This is a genomic window from Methylorubrum zatmanii (assembly GCF_014845115.1).
Lineage (GTDB): Bacteria > Pseudomonadota > Alphaproteobacteria > Rhizobiales > Beijerinckiaceae > Methylobacterium > Methylobacterium zatmanii.
In genome coordinates, this window is sequence record NZ_NKUI01000056.1 from 1 (window position 1) to 16234 (window position 16234).

The window sequence follows — 16234 nt, forward strand, 5'->3', positions numbered from 1 at the left end:
GGCGAGGAGATCGTCCGGGCGTTGCGCCAGTGCCGGTCGAGGGCGTGTCGGCGGCTCGTGGCCGAGGCGCCCAGCGCATCGAACAGGATCGTGCCCGCGTCGAGGACGAGGCCGGTCAGCACGCTCTGGGCCTGCGCCAGCTCGATCTCCGCCGCGACGTTGATCGCGTGCGCCTCCGCCTCGGCGAGACCGGTGACCCGCGCCTCGTAGGCGCGCTGCACGGCCTGGGCCGCCTGAAGATTGATCGCTCCCGCCGCGTAGGCGAGGCTGTGCACCCTTCCCACCACCTGGAGCACCTGCGGGTCGGCGCTGGGGCGGGCTCCGGCGGCGTGGGAATAGGTGCGGTTGCGCTCCCGCACCGCCCGCGCCACCTCGCCCGCCGCCGCCCGGGCGATCCCGGTGAGGGTGGCCAGATGCACCGCCTGGAAGAAGGCGGGACCGTAGGGAAAGCGCACCTCCGTCCGCAGGGGCTCGCCCACGGCGGAGGCGTTGTCGAACAGGGCGGTGCCGCTCGCGGTCAGCCGCTGGCCGAAGCCGTCCCAATCGTCGATCACCTCGACGCCCGGCCCCCGGGCCGGCACCACCACGGAGGTTTCCTCCCCCGCCTCGCCGCTGCCGACGACATCGATCCAATCGGCGAAGAGCGAGCCCGTGGTGTAGTATTTCTGCCCGGTCAGGCCCCAGCCCTCGCCGCTGCGATGGATCCGGGTCGCGAAGCTGCCGACCGTGGCCGGCCCGGTCTCGGTCCAGGCGCCGCCGAACAGGTCGCCCGCCGCGAGACGGGCGATCCAGTGGGTCCGGCGCGGACTTGCCGGGCTGCCGACGGTGTCCTCGGCGAAGCCGACATGGTTGCGCAGGGCCTGCGGCAGGTTGGAATCGGCTTCCGCCAGTTCGGCCAGCAGCCCGAACAGATCGGGCAGGCTCGCGCCGAAGCCGCCTTCCGCTTCCGGCACCCGCAGGGCGCCGAAGCGCGCCTCCTTGAGCCAGCCGATGGCCTCGTAGGGCAGCTCCCGCTCCCGCTCGCGGGCCACGGCGCCCTCGCGGATGCGGGCGAAGATCGGGCGGAAGCGGGCGGCGAGGGCGTCGTAGCGCGGGCTCGGGGGCGTGCCCCATGCGGCCCATGCGGCGGTGTCGGACTGGCTCATCGCGGATCTCGTCAGGTCGAAAGAGGAAAGGGTCAGTGCCGCGTCTCGTCCCCGGCGCCGCCGAGGTAGAGCGCGCCGAGTTGCCCGCTCGCGGCCAGCTCCGCGCTGGAGCCGGAGGCGACCACGCGCCCGCTTTCCAGCACGACGGCGCGATGGGCGTAGTCCAGCACGAGGTTGGCGCTCTGCTCGGCCACGAGCACGCTGACGCCCTCCTCGCGGTTCAAGCGGGCGACGATCTCGAAGATCTCGGCGACGATGATCGGCGCCAGCCCCATGGAGGGCTCGTCGAGGAGCAGCAGGGTCGGGCGGGTCATCAGGGCGCGCCCGATCGCCACCATCTGCTGCTCGCCGCCGGAGGTCAGCCCGGCCTTGGCGCCCCGCCGCTGCTTGAGGCGGGGAAACCACGCGTAGATCCGCTCCAGATCCTCGGCGAGCTGGCGCCGGCTCGGACGGCGGAGATAGCCGCCGGTCAGGAGATTCTCCTCGACCGTGAGCTGGCCGAAGACGTGGCGCCCCTCCAGCACCTGGACGATGCCGCGAGCCACGAGATCCGCCGGATCGAGGCGCTGTATCGCCTCGCCCCGCCAGCGGATGGCGCCGCGCCGCAGGGTGCCGCGTTGGGCACCGAGCAGGTTGGAGATGGCGCGCAAGGTCGTGGTCTTGCCGGCCCCGTTGGGGCCGATCAGCGCGACGATCTCCCCCTGCGCGACGGAGAGGGAGACGTCGCGCAGGGCCAGGATCGAGGCGCCGTAGACCGCCTCGACGGACTCGACATCGAGGAAGGCGGCACCAGTGCTCATTGGGCGCTCGCCTCGGCGGTGTCGTCGGAGCGGGGCGTGATGCCCTTCTCCTTGGCATAGGCCGCCGCGCGCTCGTAGATCACCGGCAGCAGCAGCTCACGGTCCGACTTCACCCAGCCGTTGCTGACGATGGTCCACTTGGCGCCGTCCCATTGCAGCACCTTGCCGGCGCCGCCGCCCTCGTGGTCCTTGGCCGAGAGGCGCAGCGGCTGGACGAGGCCATCGGCGCCGATCTGCTTCAGCCGGGCTTCGTCGAGCACGAGATGCTCCAGGCCCCACTGCGTCTCCTCGCCGTTGAGGGGCCGTTTGCCGAAGCGCGCCTGCGCCGTGCGGATCGCCTCGACGGCGATGATCGTCTCGATCAAGCCGGAATTGTAGTAGACGGAACCGAAGCTCTTCAGGTCCTTGAGGTCGCTCTTGCCCTGATCGACGATGGCGGCCTTGATCTTCTTGGTGATCTCGAAGTCCTGGCCGGCCGGGAACGGAGTGATGGCGAGATAACCCTTGCCGACGCTGCCGGCCGGGCGCACGTCCTCCTCCGAGCCGGACCAGATGCCGCCGATGATGCGGTCGACCGGGAAGCCGGTCTTGGCCGCGGTCTTGATCGCCACCGGGGTCATCACGCCCCAGCCGCGCAGGAACACCCAATCGGGCTTGATCTGGCGGATGCGCGCCCATTGCGCCGACTGGTCGTTGCCCGGATGCGGCACCGCGATCTGGATGTTCTCGAAGCCGTAGGTCTTGGCGAGCAGGTCGAGCGGGACTTGCGTCTCCTTGCCGTAGGGAGAATCGTGATAGACCGTCGCGATCTTCACGCCCTTGAGCTTGTCCTTACCGCCGACCTGCTCGGCGATGTAGTTCACCACCGAGGATGCCTCGCTCCAGAAGCTGAACAGCACCGTGAAGCTGTAGGGGAAGACGCGGCCGTCGATGGCCTCGGTGCGTCCATAGCCGGTGGTCAGCAGCGGGATCTTGTCGGCGACCGACTTCTCGGTGAGCGCCTTCGAGACCGGATCGCCGTGCGGCAGGAAGACCGGCACCGGCGAACCCTCACGGCCGCCCTTCTGCCGCTCGTAGCACTCGACGCCCTTCTCGACCGCCCATTCGGTCTCGCACTCGTCCCAGAACAGCTTGACGCCGTTGATGCCGCCCTCGACCTCGTTGAGGTAGCGCAGGTAATCGATGATCCCGGCCCAGGACGGGATGCCGGATGAGGCGTAGGCGCCGACGCGGAAGGTCGCGAGGGGGAAGTACTGCTTCGGGGCCTGGGCACCGGTCTCGTCCGCTGCCGAGGCCGAGGGCGCGAGGGCGGGGAGGCCGGCAAGGCTCGTCGCAAGGGCGACGGCGCGCAGGGCGCGGGACAGGCGTGTCATCGGTCGGTTCTCCGGAAAGGGCTTTGCGAAAGGGGATCAGCAGGCGGGGCGGCGCAGGCGGCCGAGCAAGGCGGCGAGGCCATTGGGCTCCTTGATCAGGAAGCCGATGATGAGCGCCCCGAAGATGATGCGCTGGAGGTTCGAGATCTGTCCGCCGTCGAGGGCGCCGCCGAGGGCGGCGTTCGACAGGTGCGTCAGCAGGATCGGCAGGAGGACGATGAAGGCCGCGCCGATGAAGCTGCCCGACAGGCTGCCCAACCCGCCGATGATGATGATGAACAGCGCCTGGAAGGAGCGGTCGAGATCGAAGCTGCGGGCATCGACGGTGCCGAGATAGGCGAAGGCCCAGAGCGCGCCCGCGATGCCGCTCACCGCCGCCCCGACGAAGAAGGCGGAGAGCTTGGCCCGGGCCACCGGCACGCCGATCACCGCAGCGGCGGTCTCGCCGTCGCGCACCGCCCGCCAGTTCCGGCCGGTCTGGCTGCCGACGAGGCGCCACGCCACGACGGTGACCACGGTGACGCTGGTCAGCGTCAGGGCGTAGCGGCCGGCCGGGCTCGACAGGTCATGGCCGAGAAAGACGAGGCGGGGGGCCGAGATCGCGCTGGAGGTGGCGTAGTTCGAGAACCAGCCGACCTGATTGAAGATCCACTCGATCAGGAACTGCGCCGCGAGCGTCGGCGCGATCAGGTAGAAGCCCTTGATGCGCAAGGACGGCAGGCCGACGACGAGCCCGACCGCTCCGGCGATGAGGCCGCCACCCGCGAGGCTGACCGGCAGCGGCAGTTCGGGCAGGCGCAGCAGCAGGTTGTAGGTGGCGTAGGCCCCCACCGCCATGAAGGCGCCGGTGCCGAGGGACGCCTGACCCGCATAACCCATGGTCAGGTTCAGGCCGAGCCCGGCCAGCGCCATGATCAGGAACGGGATCAGGATCGCGTTGTACCAGTAATCGGTGGCGGTGAGCGGGATCGCGACGAAGGCGACGGCGAGGAGCAGGGCGAGACCGGCGGTCCGAGCCGGGAGCGCGGGCAGGGCCGGACGACGGCCGGCTCCGAGACCGGACAGGGTGGCGAGGGCGGGGGGCATGGCGTCAGACTCTCTCGATGGCACGTTCGCCGAAGAGGCCGGCCGGCCGCACCAGCAGGAAGGCGACCGCGAGGGCGTAGGCGAACCAGGTGGAGACGGAGCCGCCGAGCAGCGGTCCGAGATAGATCTCGGCGAGCGCGTCGGCTGCGCCGACGATGAGGCCGCCGACGATGGCGCCGGTGATCGAGGTGAAGCCGCCGATGATCAGCACCGGGAGTGCCTTCAGCACCACGAAGGTGAGGGAGAACTGCACCCCCTGGCGCGCGCCCCAGAGCAGGCCCGCCACCAGGGCGACGAAGCCGGCCACCGCCCAGACCGCCGCCCACAGGACCGGCAGCCGGATACCGATGGAGAGTGCCGCTTGCGGATCGTCGGCGACCGCCCGCAGCGACACGCCGATCCGGGTGCGCTCGAAGAACAGCGCCAGGGCGATCACCAGGGCGCCGGCGGCGAGGGCCGCCACCAGATCGAAGGAGCTGAGCTGGATCGGGCCGATCTCGACCGGCAGGTCGCTGATGCCGAGATCGAGTTCGTGGACGCTCGCGCCCATCAGGACCTGCGAAGCCCCCTCGATCACGTAGGACAGGCCGAGGGTGGCCATGAACAGCGTGATCTGCGAGCGGTTGACCAGCGGCCGCAGCACCACCCGCTCGACGGCGACCGCCAGCGTCACCATCACGGCCAGGGTGATCAGGCCGGCGAGCCAGAACGGCACGTCCCGCTCGGTCAGCGTCACGAAGGTGAGCGCGGCGCAGAGCACCATCGCCCCTTGGGCGAAGTTGAACACGCCCGAGGCCTTGTAGATCAGCACGAACCCGATCGCGACGAGGGCGTACATCACGCCGGCGAGCAGACCGCCCGCGAGCGTCTCCAGGAAGAAACTCATGGGGCGCCCCTCAATGCGGCTTGCCGAGATAGGCCGCGATCACGGCCGGGTCGTTGCGGACGGCGTCGGGGGGGCCGTCACCGACCTTGCGGCCGTAATCGAGCACCACGACGTGGTCGGACAGGCTCATCACCACGCCGATATCGTGCTCGATCAGCACGATGGTGGTGCCGCGCTCGTCGCGGGCCGCCGCGATGAAGCGGGCCATCGCCCGTTTCTCCTCGCCGTTCATGCCGGCCATCGGCTCGTCGAGGAGCAGGAGCGTGGGCCGGGCCACCAGCGCGCGGGCGAGATCGACCCGCTTCTGGATTCCGTAGGGAAGCGTCGCGACGATGCGGTCGCGGTAGGGCGTCAATTCGAGGAAGCCGAGCGTCTCCTCCGCCGCCGCGCGGAAGCGGCGCGCCTCGGCGGCGTCGCGGGGGAGCCCCAGCGCGTGCTCGACCAGCGTGGTGCGGCTGTGTCGCGCGAGGCCGGCGAGCACGTTGTCGAAGACGCTGAGGCCGGAGAACAGGGCCGCGTGCTGGAAGGTGCGCCCGATCCCCCGCCGCGCCGCCGCGCCGGGGCGGATCGAGCGCAGGCGCTCGCCGTCGAAGGCAACATGGCCTTCATCGGCCCGGTAGACGCCGTTGAGGATGTTGAGCAGGGACGACTTGCCCGCCCCGTTCGGGCCGATGAGCGCGCAGATCTCGCCGCGCTCGACCGAGAAGCTCAGGGCATGGATCGCCTTCAGCCCCTTGAACGAGAGGGAGACGTCGGAGAGTTCGAGGATCGGGTCCGCCATCCTGAGCCTCACTCCGCCGCTTCCAGGCGGGAGGCTTGCCGCGCCTTCACCGCCTCGATGTCGCGGTAGCCATGGGCCGGATGGGTCTCCGGCAGGAGCGGCCCGCGCTCGAACAGTTTTTCGCGCAAGGTTCCGGGGCGGTATGCCTTCGGGTAGACGCCACGCCGCTGGAGTTCGGGCACCAGCAGGTTGACCGTGTCCTCGAAGGTTTCCGGTGTCACCGCGTAGGCGAGGTTGAAGCCGTCGACGTCGGTCTCCTCGACCCATTCCTGGAGGATGTCGGCCACCGTCGCGGCCGAGCCGACGAAGACCGGGCCGATTCCGCCGATGCCGCCCCAGCGGGCCAGTTCCGCGATCGACCACGGCTTCTCGGCGGAGGAGAAGCTCTCGACCATCGAGACGATGGCGTTGGTCTCGACCTTCTTCACCAGATCGGTCGGCGCATATTGGCCGAAATCGATCCCGCTCCAGCCCGACATGAACACCAGCGCGCCGTCATAGGAGGTGTAGGACTGGTATTCCTCGAACTTCTTCTGCGCCGCCTCGTCGGTCTCGGCGACGATGACGGTGGTGAGATTGTAGATCAGCACGTCGCGGGCCGAGCGGCCGGCGGCGACGGCCTTCGCCCGCACGTCGGCGACATAGGCCTTGAGCATGGATTTCAGCGGCGCGCCGACGAAGACGCACTCTGCGTGTCCCGCCGCGAAAGCCTTGCCCGGCCCGGAGGCGCCGGCTTGGTAGAGCACCGGCGTGCGCTGGGGCGAGGGTTCGCAGAGATGGTAGCCCGGCACGGTGAAGTGCCGGCCGCGATGATCGATCTCGTGGACCTTCGACGGGTCGGTGAAGATCCGCCGCTCACGGTCGCGCAGGACCGCGCCCTCTTCCCAGCTGCCCTCGAACAGCTTGTAGAGCACCTCGACATATTCGGCGGCGACCTCGTAGCGGTTGTCGTGGCGCTGAAGCCCCGACTGGCCGACATTCTTCGCCCCGCTCTCGAGATACGAGGTGACGATGTTCCAGCCGACGCGGCCCTTGGTGTGGTGGTCGGCGGTCGAGAGGCGGCGGGCGAAGGTGTAGGGGTGCTCGAACGAGGTCGAGGCGGTGATGCCGATGCCGAGATGCTCGGTGGCCAGCGCGATCGGGGCGGCGAGCTGGAGCGGGTCGTTGACCGGGATCTGCGCCGCCTGATGCAGGGCGTGCCAGTTCGACCCCTTGTAGACGTCGTAATACCCCACGACGTCGGCGATGAAGATCCCGTCGAAGATGCCCCGCTCCAGCGTGCGGGCGAGATCCTGCCAGTATTCGAGATCCTTGTACTGCCAGGAACGGTCGCGCGGATGGGCCCAGAGCCCCGGCGACTGGTGGCCGACGCAGTTCATGTCGAAGGCGTTGAAGCGGATCTGGCGCGTCATGAGACTTCGTCTGTTGAGGGGATCGGCGGGCGGGGCGGGGTGAGCGGATGGGCTCAGCCCGGAGCGAGGCCGAAGATCGAGCCGAGCGGCACGATCAGCGTGGCGCCGACATAGAAGCCGTCCTTCGTCCGGTTGGCGGTGTAGGGATTCCAGTAGGAATTGCCGTTCACGAGGTATTGGACGACCGGCTCGAAGAAGATGCCCTTGCCGAGCGCCAGGTGGGCGTTGGCCTCGAAGATCAGCTTGTCGCGGGAATAGGCGCCGCCCGGGCCGCCGGAGATGAAGTTGGCGTCACCGAGGAACTGCGCGTAGTCGGCGGAGATGCGCTGCCAGTTGACCTTGATGCCGTAGCGGTCGAGCGGCCGGCTCTGGTCGGGCGCCTGCAGGGTGAGGCCGGCAAACGCGTTCCAGCGGATCGGCACCGTGGTGTCCGGGGCGTAGGCGAGGCTGGTATAGGCCTGGATCGAGGTCGGGTTGAGGTTGGCGGCCTCCGCCCCGCCATCGGCCCGCCAGATCACCTGTGAGCCGGTCAGGATCACGCCCGAGGTGCCCGCGTGCAGCCGCACCGGATCGCCCGGATTGAGCCCCTTCGACGTGCCGTAGATCGTCCTGAGGTTATCCTCGTGGTCGGCGGTGTTGTAGAAGCCGGTCAGGGCGATGCGGCTCGGGTAGAGGTCGGTCGCGAAGGTGGTGGAATGGCCGATCTCGGCCAGCGTCAGCACGCCGTTCAGCGGCTCGTGGCCCCAATCCCAGCCGGAGGAGAAGTTCGCTCTCCCGGTCACGGCGAAGGCGCCGGCCTGGATGTAGCTCTCCGGGGTGATCTTGTAGGCGACGTTGGCGCCCCACACCCCGTAGAGCGGCGAGGAGATCGAGCCGTTGATCTGCAGGATGTCCTGGAAGCAGCTCACGCTCGATTGGCACGGGGGCAGGGCGTAGTAGCGGTTGGGATGGGTGCGCCCGACCTCGATGGCGAGGCGGTCGTCGAGCAGGCGTTGCTCGTAGGTGAGGACCGAGAGCCGGGCGATGTCCCGGTTGAAGGTCGGCTGGTAGCCGATGGTGGTGTCGCCGATATCGGCGCCCATGTTGCGGTTGTTCCAGCGCAGGCCGAAGAAGGTCTCGGTGAGGTGGAAGAAGCCGCCGCGGATGCCGGCGAGCTTATCGAGATCCGCGTCGAGGCTGAGGACGTAATAGGCGGAATTGGAGAGCTGGCCGGGGCGCAGGCCCGCGCTCGGATTGGCGAAGAAGAAGTTGTAGGCGTTGACGTCGAAGCTCAGTCCGGCCGCGGCGAGCGAGGCGGCGTAGGGCGCGAGCGGCCCGTGCCATTTCACGACGCCGTCGGGGGCGACGCCGATGGCCTCCGGGTCGGTCGCGGGGCCGGCTTCCCCGGTGAAGCGTTCCACCGCGCTCGGCGATTGCGCCTGGCTGGGCGCCGCGGCGAGCGGCAGGGTGCAGGCAAGTCCGGTGGTCAGGAGCAGGCGGCGCAGGGCGGGCGGCAGGGTCAGGACGTTCGGCATCAGGCTCGTTTTCAGGCAGACGCGCACAGGTCGTCGGGCTGGCGCGAAACCGGCCATGAACCGGTTCGAGGGAGCGCCAGCCTGCATCGCGCAGGGATTTGCCAGGGGAGGCCGGCGAAGGCGGGCGAGAACCCGTCCGCCGTGCAGGCCGCTGTTCCGACGAAGGACGAGCGAAGGCTTGGGGCCGTCCCTCGTTCCTCCTTGGATGCCGATGATTATTCGGAAACGTGACCTGTCCGGTCAATGAAATTGGTTGCTGTTTTTCGTGCGGGTCGTGGGACAACATTGTCCCCTGTGAGCATCGAGAAGGACAATGATACAGATGCGGTGGTAGGATTGCTTGATAGGTCGAGCTGCAACCGGACGAACTCATCGGCCGTCAGGATGCGTGAGAGCGAACCGTGCGACGTGTCGGTTTCCTGGGCTCACGAAACGACCGGAATTGCTGGAAAAAGAAATTTATCGACATGCGCGCCGATGGCGAACGAATCTTCTAGAAAAACTATATTATAAAACACAGATTTTTATCGACATGCATCTCGAACATCGACGATATTCGGCGGAGCATGCCTCGTATTCGGGAAATGCCGGTGTGGTTTCAGAGCGGCCCTCCGCCCGGTGGCCTCGGCCGGTCCTGCCCCTTTGTGCGGCTTTGGAGGGCCTCACGAACCTCCCGATTCCGCAGCGTGTCCACTCTGGCCGCGCCGGCGCAGCGGGAGTTTCGTGAGAGACATTTCGCCGTGACAATCCCAGGGCGCCGCTGAGGCGCTTCGCTGACGTTCGCGATGATTGAGGGTGGCAAATCCCGAGGCGATCGACCGCAAGGCGGATCGAAGACTATCGGGTGATCAAGAACGCGGGTGATCAAGAACGCTGTCGCCCATATTCGTCTGCCCCGCCCGCGACCTCATCTGGTCTCCATGGCGGTCCTCATTGAGGCACTGCGCCAGCAGCCTCGAAGCACCCCGCGACACTTTCCCTGAAGGAGCGGCTCCCTGGGGTCGATGTTCCGGGGTGCTTCGAGGCTCGCTTGGCGATCGCCTCAGCATGAGGGCGGTGGGATTGGCCGAGCCAGTGAACTCATCCCACATCCGGTCGATCCCTTCGGGAGGGCGGATTGGGGCTCCGCTCAGACGCCGCGCGGGCTCCCCGATCCTGCCTCCGGTCCCATCAACCGGAGACAGGATCAAACAGGCTCTTAGAAGAAGATGGTCGTGTTGAGGTAGCCGTAGAACGTATTGCCCGTATCCGGCGCGTTGGGAGCGTTGCGCAGGAAGTCGCCCTTGATCAGGTAGGCGGCTCCGGTGTCGAGCAGCATGGTATCGGGCACGATCCAGTAGCGCAGGCGCGCCTCGATCTGCTGGCCGGCGAAGGTGCCGGAGCGACCGGTCCGGTCGCGCACGCCGGTAAAGGCTGCGGTGTCGGTCGGGCTGTCCAGCCAGAACGGCCGGTAGGCGATGAACATGTCCCAGATGCGCGAGGGCGTGACCTCGAACCGGACGGCGGGGGAGATCAGGTTGGCGCGCTGGATCGGTCCGTAGAGGCCGGTGGGGCCGTATTCGAAGCGCCGGGCGCCGAACAGCGTATCGAAGCGGTTATAGGTGTTGGGGTTGGAGCCGTCGCCGCTCGCCTGATCGTATTGCAGCACGACCCGGGGCAGCCACGTCGTGTCGAAGGTGTAGCCGACCTCGCCGTGCACGAAGAAGGCCGAGACATCGAGGTCGCGCGTATCGGTGACGGCGGCCGTGTCGCGGGCCAGGCCCGTCTGGTAGATGCCTTCGAAATCCCAGTCGAACTGGCCGGGTTTGGGCGCGCGGGCCAGCCGGGCGCCGGGCGTGAACAGGCGCCGGTTGCGGGTCTGGAAGCCCGGTGCATCCTGCTCGTACAGGCCGTAGCCATAGACCTCGAAGGTTCCGCCGAAGACGTTGGCGAAGGTGTAGGAGCCGCCGAACAGCTGCAGATCGAGGCTCTCCCGATCCCAGACGATCTCGTTGTCGAGCAGACCCGGCACGTCGCCGGGCAGGCGGGTATGGGGCATGAACCAGAGCAGAGTCATGCGGTCCTTGTTGGCGCCCTGCCAATCGAAGGAGACGCCGGTATAGGCGTTGATGGTGTTGCGGAATTGCTGGCGCGAGATCAGGCGGCGGGAGCCGACGTTCTTGGTCTGACGGCCGGCGGTGAGGCTGCTCTTGGAGCCTTCGCCGGTGAAGGCGGAGAGATCCGCATTGAGGTAGAGCTGTCCGATCTCGAGGGCGTTGATCTCGGTGCCGGCGGCCGTGGAATTGCGGCGCTGGAAATAGCCGCGGCTGTCGAACAGCTCGCCGCCGAAGCGGACGGGGCCGGCATCGTACTCGACGAACAGGGTCGCCAGGAACGAGGCCAGGATGTCGTCGCGCGGGTTGGGCGGCACCGGGCGGAACTGATTGTTGATGCCCTCGATCCGGGGCCGGAACGTGCCGTTGATCTTGAAATTCTCCGGTTTGCCCAGCGCCTCGTAGAGCGAGAACGCAGGGGCCTGCTTGGGGGCGACCTGGAAATAGGGCCAGGTCGGTCCCTTCGCGGGCAGAACCGGTGCCGGCGGGGTCGGTGTCGCTTCGGTGTGCGGCCGGGGACGGGGCTTGGCCCGGCGCGCCTTCGTCTTGGTCCGGCCGTTCTCGAGAGCCTGAGCATGGCCTTGCCCACCCACAGCCTGCGCCTCCACTTGAGACTGGGGCCGAAGCTGCGCTTGCGCTGCAACGGGGCACAGGGCGGCAATCAGCGCCACGGACAGGAGCGACTGTTTCAAGACAACCTCTGTTCGATTTTGCGGAAGGCGCGCCAAAACCGGCACAGGCTTCGTCTTGAGCCTTCCATGGTGCGTAACTGTCGAGGCACCTGCCATCATCCGTAAAATCACGATGCGCGGGGACTAAACCGGGCCGCATGATCGTCTTTGACGGGAACGGCCGAGCCGTCGCGTGGCGGGACGTGAAAACTCCCAGTCCGACATCGTGAGAATTGGCAGGCTTGGCGCGGGTCGGGCTCGCGCTCACCGCTAAATCCTGCTTACACCAGGATTAGATCTGGTCAAATACATAATTCACATTGAGGTCGTTTGATCGGAATTTTTTTCACGATCTGTGGATCGTTCTGGATGTGTCAGGTCGAAGCGGATGTATTTATGCCACTTTGCATAATATTGGCCGCTGGCTGGGATTAAAATGAGCTTGCTGCGGGGCTGGCGGTGGCCGGCTCGGTGCTCAGGTTCGGCACGAAGGACATCCGATGCGCGGTGACTCGTCTTGCCGCTCCGCCCTGCCCCGCGCCCCGCCGTCCGGTTCGGCGAGATCTGACGGCGCCCATCCAGCTGCTCCTCCCGGCGCGCCGAGCAGCCGGGGCCGGGTCGTTCACCGCTCGGGCGTCTCCGGTCTCGCCCGTGCGGGACGGCCCTGCGCACTCAATCGCGCCAGCACGCGCAGATAGACCGGCTTAACATGGGTCTGATAGGTGCGCCGCGCGAAGCCGCGGCCCTGCCGGAACAGCGTTTCCGCGAGAGCGGTCAGCCGGCCGCGCACGGAGCCGCCGGGGGAGACGTCGATCAGGAGATCCGCGATCTCACGGCGCCCCGGCCAGATCAGGGCCAGGGCCGCCGAAGCATCCCGGTTGCAGGAATCGAAGCCATCGATGGTTTCGTCCGAGAAGACCGTGTCGGTCGTCGCATGCATCAATAACGAACCGGGCGACGATTTCGCGTAGCGCTCGTCATAGGCCATCTTCCAGCCGAAGGCCGTGCGGCCGGATCGCAGCCAGATATTCATCGCGAACGCTCGGCCGTCCAGGCGCAAGGCCTCGATGCCGGCGCAGCCGTCCCGGGCCAATCCCGCGATCATCGTCTGAGCGAAGGCGCTGAGCGGCGGCGCATTGCGGATCGCCCGTCCGCGCCGGCTTTTCCGCCCCTTCCAGCCGGCGGCCTCCAGGTCGAGGAATTCCTGGAAGGCCGCGCTGACCTCCGCCGGCTTGCGATAACTGACCTCGCGGAGATCGCCGCGCTCCGCGAGCCGCTTCCGAAGCCGCCGCAGCTCCGCACGCCGTTTCGGTGAGACGACCGGGGCCGGCACGGCCTGTCCCGCGACCGGCGCGTCGAGCTTGGCGCGCTGCCGGCGCTCGAGGGCGACGATCCTGAAGCCCCGTCGGCGGGTCGCCTCACCGAGGGCGGCGAAGACGGCGCCGTCCGTGGCGATGTGGTTGGCGCAGATCAGCTTCGGCAGGCCGGGGGTTCCGGCGATGGCGTTCAGCATCGCCGACATAGCCGCGACCGCATGCTCGCGGTCGAGCACGGGCGAGCCGAGGAAGGTCAGCGGATGGCAGGGGGCTTCGAGGATCCGGATCGGCAGGCGCGAGGACGGCCGCGCGATCACGAGGAGCCAGACGCCGATCAGCTCGGCGCCTCCCCCGCTGCGATGGGACCAGGCGAGGAGGACATGCAGGGGCGTCTCGGTTACCGTGTCCATCGCGCCGGCCACGGCCGGCTCCATGAACACGTTCGGCTCGGCACAGCGCCGGACCAGGCAGCGCCATTCCGCTGCGAGGGACCGGAAGCGCGGCGCGGAGGCCACTTCGACGGAGACGACCAGCCGGGGTGTGATCTCGTCCGCCACCGATGCGAGGGCAGGATCGCCCGAATGCAGGCCCGCGCCATCGCCGCTCGACGCCATGGACGGCCCCCTCGTCATCGGGACGGCACCGGCGAATCCGCGCCGCCGCCGTCCTGTCCGGTTCTGTCTCCCCGCCGAGAACGACAAGGCCGCGTCGGATGCACGCGCTTTTGCGAGGGATATCCGGAAGAGCCGGCGGCTTCCGTCACAGGAGCTGCCCGCCGGCCAGCCGGTACCGGCCGAGCGCGCTCTCAAACGCGGCCCAGGCCGAGATGGCCGGATCGCGGATGATGTAGCGGAGATAGGCACGTTCCGCCCGGTTCAGGCGCCAGGGGGTGAGCAGGTTTCCGCACAGGCGGCGCGGCGAACGGATTTCGAGCGTGTCGGCACCGGCCGGACCGTCTTCCCCGTCCCGCAGGCGGCAGCCGAGGGTGACGAAGTTCAGGCCCGCAAGCATGGCCACGTCCATGTGGTACCAGAAGCGCGGGTTGCATTCGATGAAGGCGATTTCGCCGTCGGGCCGCCGCCGGACATCGAAGCCGATGACTCCGTCATATCGAAAATGCGCGACGAGGCGGGCGGCATGGGCGTCGATGGCGGGAACGCGGAGTTCCTCCAACCTGGCGAAGGTGCGCCGGTAGGAGAACGAGGCGGTGATCCTTCCGGCGTGACAGAGATAGAAGGCACTCAGCTCCTCGCCCGGCACGTAGGACTGACACAGCACGGGGGAGTAGCCGACCTGTGCGGGCAGCTCCTGCGCCGTATCGATCCGCCGCACGCCGCAGCCGCCCGACATCGCGGTCGGCTTCAGGATCAGGGGAAACCCGATCCGGTCGCGTTCGGGGTCGCGGCTCAGATCCGCGACCGTTTCGAACCGCCGCGTCAGGGGGATGGGCAGCCCGAGCTCGGCGCAGACGCCGGCAAAGCGCCATTTGTCGTCGAGGGCGTCGAAGGTCTCCCGGGCCGGCACGGGATAGAACGGCGCTCCGATGCGATCGCCGTGAGTCGACAGAAGACGCGTCGTCCGGCTGCAGCTCGGGAGCACCATGTCGATCTCATGTCGAGCACAGAAGCGCCGGATCTCGGCAAGTTCGAAGGGGTGTATGTTGGAATAGTCACCAGAAAACGAAAAGAAACGGTCGCAGAACCGTGACCGCTTCAAAAAATGCGCATCGCCTGCGCCCAGGACATAGACTTCTTCGAAGCATTCGCTTGCGCATCGCAGTACTCTGTATTGAATGCGCAGGCCATCGGCCAAGACAAGCGCGCGCTTCATCTCCAAGCCTCATGTCCGTTCGATCTTCGATCTGCCGGATTTATTATTCGTTTTATTTGATATATGATATTATTTTATAAAGTATCGGCATTTCCGTGAAACATATCCGTAACAATCGCATCTCGACATGGCCAATCTTTTTCCGGGACTTCTATAACGACGAGCCGCAGAGAGATACGGAGTTAGTACCCAATCGCCCTGCAATCTTCGGGAACTCAGAACGTGCCGCCATCGGCCGTCCCTACGCCGACGGCGCCTTCGGTCGTGCGTGGCGGGGCGTGGCACGTGCTGCGGATGCGGACGCCGATCTCGACGATGCCCGGGCCACGCCCGCCACACACAAGCCTCGACGACGGCGTGCTACTCGCGCGGCGCGGCCGGAAAATCATGCACGCCGGCGACGCTTCGCATCGCCTGTCGGGGCGTGAAGAACGGGGCCTGAACAGGCCTTGGGGAACGCGAGGTCAGCGGTAAGGCGTTTAAAAAGGCTGACGCTTCAGCGATTTAGTTGGAGCGGGCGATCGGGATCGAACCGACGACATTCAGCTTGGGAAGCTGACGTTCTACCACTGAACTACGCCCGCATCCGCCGCTCTCGAAACGCCGAGCGCCCTCGAGCCGGTGGATGGTACCCGAGACGCACGCGCTTCGGGAACACGTCATTTTCATAAGCGATGGCGGGCGGCTGTCCACCCCAAAAATGCGTCCGGGCTCATCGCGGTGAGCGCGATCCGGCACTTCGGCCTGCGATCAGCCAATAGACGAAGCCGGAGGTGGCGCCCGTGACCAGGAGGAGCGTGGTGAGGCGCGCTTCCGCTCCCGCCGCGGCCGTGTTCGGTGGGGGACCGCCGCGGGCAAGCCAGGGCAGCAGGGCCATGAGGGTGCCGGCCGTGCCGCCGTACCAGACGAAGGAGCGGAGTCCGAGCGTCTCGCCGAGCAGCGCGCTCAGCACGGGCGGCAGGATCAGCAGGAGGCCGAGTGCCTGGACGAAGGCGAGGGCCGCCATCGCCGCCATGTCCGGCGGCAGGCCCTGGGCCAGATCCGTGAGGCCGGCGAACAGGCCGACGAGACCGAGCCGGCCCAAGGTCTCGCGGAAGGCCGGATCGAGCAACACTCCGGCGCCGAGAGTCAGGGCTCCGGCGGGGATCGCCAGGGTGAGGGCGAAGGTTGCCAGGAAGACGCGTCCCAGCCATGGCATCGGCAAATCCGGTTCCGGTTTCCCGCGCTTTCCGCGGGGGCGGCGCCACGGCGTTGCCGCCGGCCCCTCCCCGTCGGAGACGGGAAGCCCGGCCGGATCCTTCTATAGCGCATCGGCCCCACCCGGCGC

Annotated in this window: 12 protein-coding genes and 1 tRNA gene; all 13 read right to left on the reverse strand. The window is 67.7% G+C overall.

Features of this window, described 5'->3' with window-relative positions:
* Positions 1 to 1145 (reverse strand): acyl-CoA dehydrogenase family protein (locus tag MZTS_RS08045; RefSeq protein WP_192283108.1); only part of this gene is annotated, 1145 nt, incomplete at its 3' end.
* 32 nt (positions 1146 to 1177) lie between these two features.
* Positions 1178 to 1945: an ABC transporter ATP-binding protein gene (locus MZTS_RS08050; RefSeq protein WP_192283110.1), complete on the reverse strand. Its 768-nt coding sequence runs from the start codon at positions 1943 to 1945 to the stop codon at positions 1178 to 1180.
* Positions 1942 to 3318, reverse strand: a complete 1377-nt coding sequence (locus MZTS_RS08055) for an ABC transporter substrate-binding protein (RefSeq protein WP_192283112.1) — start codon at positions 3316 to 3318, stop codon at positions 1942 to 1944. The genes MZTS_RS08050 and MZTS_RS08055 overlap by 4 nt, the downstream gene beginning before the upstream one ends.
* 36 nt (positions 3319 to 3354) lie before the next feature.
* Positions 3355 to 4404, reverse strand: a complete 1050-nt coding sequence (locus tag MZTS_RS08060; RefSeq protein WP_192283113.1) for a branched-chain amino acid ABC transporter permease — start codon at positions 4402 to 4404, stop codon at positions 3355 to 3357.
* 4 nt (positions 4405 to 4408) lie between these two features.
* Positions 4409 to 5290 carry a branched-chain amino acid ABC transporter permease gene (locus tag MZTS_RS08065; protein ID WP_192283114.1) on the reverse strand — a complete coding sequence of 294 codons (882 nt, stop codon included), beginning with the start codon at positions 5288 to 5290 and terminating at the stop codon, positions 4409 to 4411.
* 10 nt (positions 5291 to 5300) lie between these two features.
* Complete coding sequence (locus MZTS_RS08070) at positions 5301 to 6071, reverse strand: ABC transporter ATP-binding protein (RefSeq protein ID WP_192283115.1); 771 nt, start codon at positions 6069 to 6071, stop codon at positions 5301 to 5303.
* 8 nt (positions 6072 to 6079) lie between these two features.
* A complete protein-coding gene (locus tag MZTS_RS08075) occupies positions 6080 to 7483 on the reverse strand; it encodes an LLM class flavin-dependent oxidoreductase (RefSeq protein ID WP_192283116.1) in 1404 nt (467 codons plus the stop codon).
* Positions 7484 to 7536: 53 nt separating this feature from the next.
* Complete coding sequence (locus MZTS_RS08080; RefSeq protein ID WP_192283117.1) at positions 7537 to 8997, reverse strand: carbohydrate porin; 1461 nt, start codon at positions 8995 to 8997, stop codon at positions 7537 to 7539.
* A gap of 1198 nt (positions 8998 to 10195) precedes the next feature.
* Positions 10196 to 11782, reverse strand: a complete 1587-nt coding sequence (locus MZTS_RS08085; protein ID WP_378739703.1) for an alginate export family protein — start codon at positions 11780 to 11782, stop codon at positions 10196 to 10198.
* A gap of 601 nt (positions 11783 to 12383) precedes the next feature.
* Complete coding sequence (locus tag MZTS_RS08090; protein ID WP_192283118.1) at positions 12384 to 13691, reverse strand: GNAT family N-acetyltransferase; 1308 nt, start codon at positions 13689 to 13691, stop codon at positions 12384 to 12386.
* Positions 13692 to 13836: 145 nt separating this feature from the next.
* Positions 13837 to 14907: an ATP-grasp domain-containing protein gene (locus MZTS_RS08095; RefSeq protein ID WP_192283119.1), complete on the reverse strand. Its 1071-nt coding sequence runs from the start codon at positions 14905 to 14907 to the stop codon at positions 13837 to 13839.
* A gap of 509 nt (positions 14908 to 15416) precedes the next feature.
* Positions 15417 to 15491, reverse strand: a tRNA-Gly gene (locus tag MZTS_RS08100).
* A gap of 128 nt (positions 15492 to 15619) precedes the next feature.
* Positions 15620 to 16105 (reverse strand): hypothetical protein, encoded by a 486-nt coding sequence (locus tag MZTS_RS08105; protein ID WP_192283121.1) that lies wholly within the window; start codon positions 16103 to 16105, stop codon positions 15620 to 15622.
* Positions 16106 to 16234: the final 129 nt, after the last annotated feature.

Coding starts and splice junctions, on each gene's coding strand:
- MZTS_RS08050 (WP_192283110.1), bottom strand. CDS start 1,945: ATGAGCACTGGTGCCGCCTTCCTCGATGTCGAGTCCGTCGAGGCGGTC.
- MZTS_RS08055 (WP_192283112.1), bottom strand. CDS start 3,318: ATGACACGCCTGTCCCGCGCCCTGCGCGCCGTCGCCCTTGCGACGAGC.
- MZTS_RS08060 (WP_192283113.1), bottom strand. CDS start 4,404: ATGCCCCCCGCCCTCGCCACCCTGTCCGGTCTCGGAGCCGGCCGTCGT.
- MZTS_RS08065 (WP_192283114.1), bottom strand. CDS start 5,290: ATGAGTTTCTTCCTGGAGACGCTCGCGGGCGGTCTGCTCGCCGGCGTG.
- MZTS_RS08070 (WP_192283115.1), bottom strand. CDS start 6,071: ATGGCGGACCCGATCCTCGAACTCTCCGACGTCTCCCTCTCGTTCAAG.
- MZTS_RS08075 (WP_192283116.1), bottom strand. CDS start 7,483: ATGACGCGCCAGATCCGCTTCAACGCCTTCGACATGAACTGCGTCGGC.
- MZTS_RS08080 (WP_192283117.1), bottom strand. CDS start 8,997: ATGCCGAACGTCCTGACCCTGCCGCCCGCCCTGCGCCGCCTGCTCCTG.
- MZTS_RS08090 (WP_192283118.1), bottom strand. CDS start 13,691: ATGGCGTCGAGCGGCGATGGCGCGGGCCTGCATTCGGGCGATCCTGCC.
- MZTS_RS08095 (WP_192283119.1), bottom strand. CDS start 14,907: ATGAAGCGCGCGCTTGTCTTGGCCGATGGCCTGCGCATTCAATACAGA.
- MZTS_RS08105 (WP_192283121.1), bottom strand. CDS start 16,105: ATGCCATGGCTGGGACGCGTCTTCCTGGCAACCTTCGCCCTCACCCTG.